The organism is Bradyrhizobium sp. Kon37 (assembly GCF_055807535.1).
The window spans coordinates 1-4635 of sequence record NZ_JBVVOY010000058.1 but is presented as its reverse complement, the minus strand read 5'-3'; the positions used below and the strand labels follow the sequence as shown (position 1 = coordinate 4635).

Here is a 4635-nt window from a genome sequence, read left to right as displayed (position 1 = left end):
GGTCACGCCACGGGCACGGGCCTTCAGACCATGGACTACGTGCTCGCGGATCCCGTCTTCATTCCGCAATCGGCGCGGCATCTGCTGGCTGAAAAAGTCTACGATCTGCCGTGCTTGATCACGATGGATCCCGGCCTGGACGTGGCGCCTTCGGAGCCTCCCATGCTTCGCAACGGCTATGTGACCTTCGGCGTGTTCAACCGCATCTACAAGATCTCGGACGAAGCCATCCGAGTCTGGTCGAAAGTGATGCGCGAGGTGACGGGTTCGAAGATCATCATCAAGCATACCCTGCTTGACGATCCCATGCTGCGCGACAATTTGGTCGCGCGGTTCGTGGCACAGGGCATTGCCGAGAAGAGTGTCACCTGCCTGGGCTCGTCGCCGCGCCACGAGCACCTGCGGGCGTTTGCGAACGTCGACATATCGCTCGACACGTTCCCGCAAAACGGCGGCGTCAGCACCTGGGAATCGCTCTATGCGGGCGTTCCCGTCGTGGCCAAGCTCGGCAACGGCGCCTCGTCGCGTGCCGGCGGTTCGATCGTGGCTGCGGTCGGCCTCGACGACTGGGTCGCCAAGGATGACGAGGGCTATGCCGCGATCGCCTGCAAATATGCGGCGCAGCCTGATTATCTGGCGAAGTTGCGCGCGGATCTGCCGGCCCGGATCGCAGCGTCCCCCGCCGGCAATGTCGAAATCTACACGGCCAGGGTCGAAGCGGGTTACCGCCAGTTCTGGCGCGACTATTGTGCCGCGGCTGCCGAAGGCAGCGACGTTGCGTAAGGGACCAGCAATCCCGGGCCGCTGAGCCTCGGGAAATCCCGGGATACCACGGCACCAGCTGATCAGACGGCCGGGCTCGCGAATCAGTTAGACTCTGCCGCGGGCCATCTTCCGGAGAGACATCTTGCAGAGCAGCGGCGGCGGCGCGCGCGCATTCCAGAACGCGCGATTGCAGAAGAAATTGATGAAGCAGGCGGACGCCGTCCTCTCCGCCGCGGCTACCGCCTATGGCCAGGGCCGATATGCCGAGACCGAAGCACTCTGCCGGGATATCCTGAAAGCGCTGCCGGATCATGTCGACGCGATGCATCTGCTCGGCATGTGCGCGCATGACGGCCGGCGGCTGGAGGAGGCGCAACAGCTGCTCGAGCGCGTGATTGCACTCGATCCGCGCTTGCACGATGCGCACAACAATCTTGCCACCGTGCATTTCGACCTCGGCAACTACGAGGCGGCGCGGCGGTGCCAGGAGAGGGCCATCGCGCTAAAGCCGAATTTTGCGGTCGCGCTGACCAACCTCGGCAACACGCTGATGCATCTGGGGCAGTACGAACAGGCGCTCGAACTGCATGAGCGCGCCATCAAGATCAAGCCGGATTATGCCGATGCATTCTGCAATCGCGGCATGGTCGAAATTGTGCTTGGACAGACCATGCGCGCCAAGGAAAGCTTCGACCGCGCCCTGCTGTTTCAACCCCGTCACGCCGAGGCCATCGTCGGCAGCGGCATGGTCAGCATCGAGCTGCGGCACCACGACGAGGCGGCGGCCAAGCTTGCCATGGCGCTCGCGATCAAGCCCGGCTCGCCGAGGATCCTGGCCCAACGCGGGCGGCTCAGTTACGAGTTGCAGCGCCTGGAGCCCGCGCTTGCGGATTTCGAGGCGGCGCTTGCGATCTCGCCCAAGCTCGAGCTGGCGCTTCGCGGCAAGGCCCAGACCTGCCTCGTCATGGGAAGAACCGCGCAGGCGATGGCAGCCGCAGCGGCCCTGATCGAGCAAAATCCGCGCTCCGAGATGGGGCTGGCGCTGATGGGATTCTCGTATTCGAACCAGGGGGACATGGACGCAGCGATCGAGTATCTCGATCGCGCGCTGGCGCTCCGGCCGGATTATGGGGATGCGATCAGAGGAAAGATCTTCCTGGAGGACTACCGCGCCGAGGCCGATTTCGTGGTCCAGCAGGCAGTGCGAAAATCCTGGTGGGACCAGATCGGCTCCAAGCAGCCGCGAAGGGAGCTGCCGAAGCGGCCGCTGGATCCGGAAAAGCGGATCGTGGTCGGCTACGTCGCTGCCGAATTCCGGCAGCACTCCGCAGGGCTTACGCTGCTGCCGGTGCTGCGCCATCATGATCACACCAAGTTCGAAATCATCTGCTACTATTCCTGGCCGGGCGCGGACGAGTACACCGCCATGTTCAAATCATTGGCCGACGTCTGGGTCGATGCCTGGGGGCTTTCGGATGACGAGCTCGCCGATCGTATCCAGGCTGACAAAGTCGATATTCTGATCGACGTTTCGGGCCACACGACCGGTAACAGGCTGCAGTGTTTCGCGCGTAAGCCGGCCCCGATCCAGGCTACTGGCTTCGGACACGCGACGGGCACGGGCATGCTGACGATGGACTACGTGCTCGCGGATCCCATTTTCATTCCGCCGTCGGTTCGGCATTTGTTTGCCGAAAAAATCTACGATCTGCCGTGCCTGATCACGATTGAACCCGTCTCGGATCTGCAGCCTTCGGAGCTGCCGATGCTCCGCAACGGCTACGTCACGTTCGGTGTGTTCAACCGCATCTACAAAATATCGGATGATGCGATCCGTGTTTGGTCGCGCATCATGCGGGAGCTGCCGGGATCGAAGATCGTCCTCAAGCATGGTCTGCTCGATGATCCCCTGCTGCGCGATAGCCTGATCGCGCGTTTCCTGGCGCAGGGCGTTGTCGAGGAGAGCATCACCTGCCTCGGCACCACCTCGCGCGACGACCATCTGGCGGCTTTCGCCCAGGTCGATATTTCCTTCGACACGTTCCCGCAAAATGGCGGCATCAGCACCTGGGAATCTCTCTACAAGGGCGTTCCCGTCGTGGCCAAGCTCGGCATCGGGGCCTCCTCGCGTGCCGGCGCCTCTATCGTGACTGCCGTCGGCCTCGGCGACTGGGTGGCCGAAGATGACGACGGCTATGTCGAGATCGCCCGCAAATTTGCGTCACAGCCCGATTATCTGGCGAAATTGCGCGCGGAGTTGCCGGCCCGGATCGCGGCTTCGCCCGCCGGCAATGTCGAGACCTACACGCGCGAGCTCGAGGCGGGTTACCGAAAGTTTTGGCGCGACTATTGTGCCGCGGCCTCTAATGACGCCGACGTTGCGTAGGCGAGGCCTGGGTTGGGCACCGGCGTCTTCCGGAGATCGCCGGGCCGCCTAAACCGGCGGCTCTGGCAGCGAATCAGCTAGAATCGTCCCGGGCATCCTCCGGAGAGAATCCTTGCAGAGCAGCGGCGCCGGCGCGCGCGCGTTCCAGAACGCGCGATTGCAGAAGAAATTGAAGAAGCAGGCGGACGCGATCATTTCGACCGCGAATACGGCCTATGGCCAGGGCCGGTATGCGGAGACCGAGGCGCTCTGCCGCCAGATCCTGAATGAACTTCCGGAGCATTTTAGCGCCTTGCATCTGCTTGGCTTGGGCGCATTCGCGAGCCGACAGTTCGAGGTAGCGAAACAGGCACTCAAATATGCCGTGACGGTCGACCCACGCTCGGCACAGGCATTTTCCGATTTGGGAGCCACGCATTTCGCACTTGGGGAATATGAGGACGCGCGTATGTCCCTGGAGAGGGCCATCGCGTTGAAGCCCAGCTTCCCGATGGCCTTGTCCAACCTCGGCAATACCTTGTTGCATCTAAACCGCGTCGAGCAGGCCATCGAACTGTACGATCGCGCGATCGGGCTGAAGCCCGATCATGCCGATGCGCTCTGCAATCGCGGCCTGGCAGAGCTCGCCCTGCGCCAGCTTGATCGCGCCAAACAGAGCTTCGAGCGCGCACTGTTGTTTCAGCCGCGAAACGTGGAGGCGCTCGTCGGCAAGGGTCTGGTCAATATCGAGCTCAAGAACTTCGACGAGGCCAAAAGCGCGCTGGAGGCGGCGCTTGCGATCAGGCCGGGCTCGGCGAAAATCCTGGCGAACCGTGGACGGCTCAATCTTGAGACGTCGAGGTTGGAACAGGCGGGGGCGGATTTTGACGCGGCCCTTGCGCTCGCGCCCAAGCTCGAGGTGGCCTTGCAGGGGAAGGCACAAGTCGCGCTTGCCATGGGAAACACGGCGCAAGCGATTCTGGCCTGCACCACGTTGCTGGAGGAATATCCACGCTCCGCAATCGGAATGGCGCTGCTGAGCGCTTGTTTTGCCAACCAGGGAGAGATCGCATCGGCGATCGAGCTACTCGATGCGGCGCTGGCCATTGTACCGGATGCCTCCTTGATCGGGCGGAAGATATTCTTCCTCGACTATCTCTCCGACGCCGATTTCGCGGTTCAGCAGGCCGCACGAAAGCAGTGGTGGGATGCGATCGGCGCGAAGTTGCCGCGAAGGACTCTTGCCCCCCGGCAGCTTGATCCCGACAGGCGGATCGTGGTTGGCTATGTTGCTGCCGAGTTTTGGCATCACTCGGCTGCGTTCGCTCTATTGCCAGTGCTGCGCCACCATGATCACGCCAGGTTCGAGATCGTCTGCTATTCGTGTTCGCCGGTGAGGGATGAGATGACCGCCGCATTCAGGTCCGCGGCGGATGTCTGGGTCGACGCCTGGCAGATGTCGGATGACGAGTTGGCCGATCGTATCCAGGCCGACAAGGTCGATA

Annotated in this window: 3 protein-coding genes; all 3 read left to right on the top strand. The window is 62.5% G+C overall.

The features are described 5' to 3' along the window. Positions 1-783, top strand: a 783-nt coding sequence (locus tag AC0L3J_RS36865) for an O-linked N-acetylglucosamine transferase family protein (protein ID WP_473350355.1), incomplete at its 5' end; no start/stop codon positions are given. 124 nt (positions 784-907) lie between these two features. Beyond that, the gene (locus AC0L3J_RS36860) at positions 908-3151 is read left to right on the top strand and encodes an O-linked N-acetylglucosamine transferase, SPINDLY family protein (RefSeq protein ID WP_473350353.1); all 2244 of its coding nucleotides are present in this window, start codon (positions 908-910) and stop codon (positions 3149-3151) included. Positions 3152-3263: 112 nt separating this feature from the next. Next, positions 3264-4635, top strand: a 1372-nt coding sequence (locus AC0L3J_RS36855; protein WP_473350352.1) for a tetratricopeptide repeat protein, incomplete at its 3' end; no start/stop codon positions are given.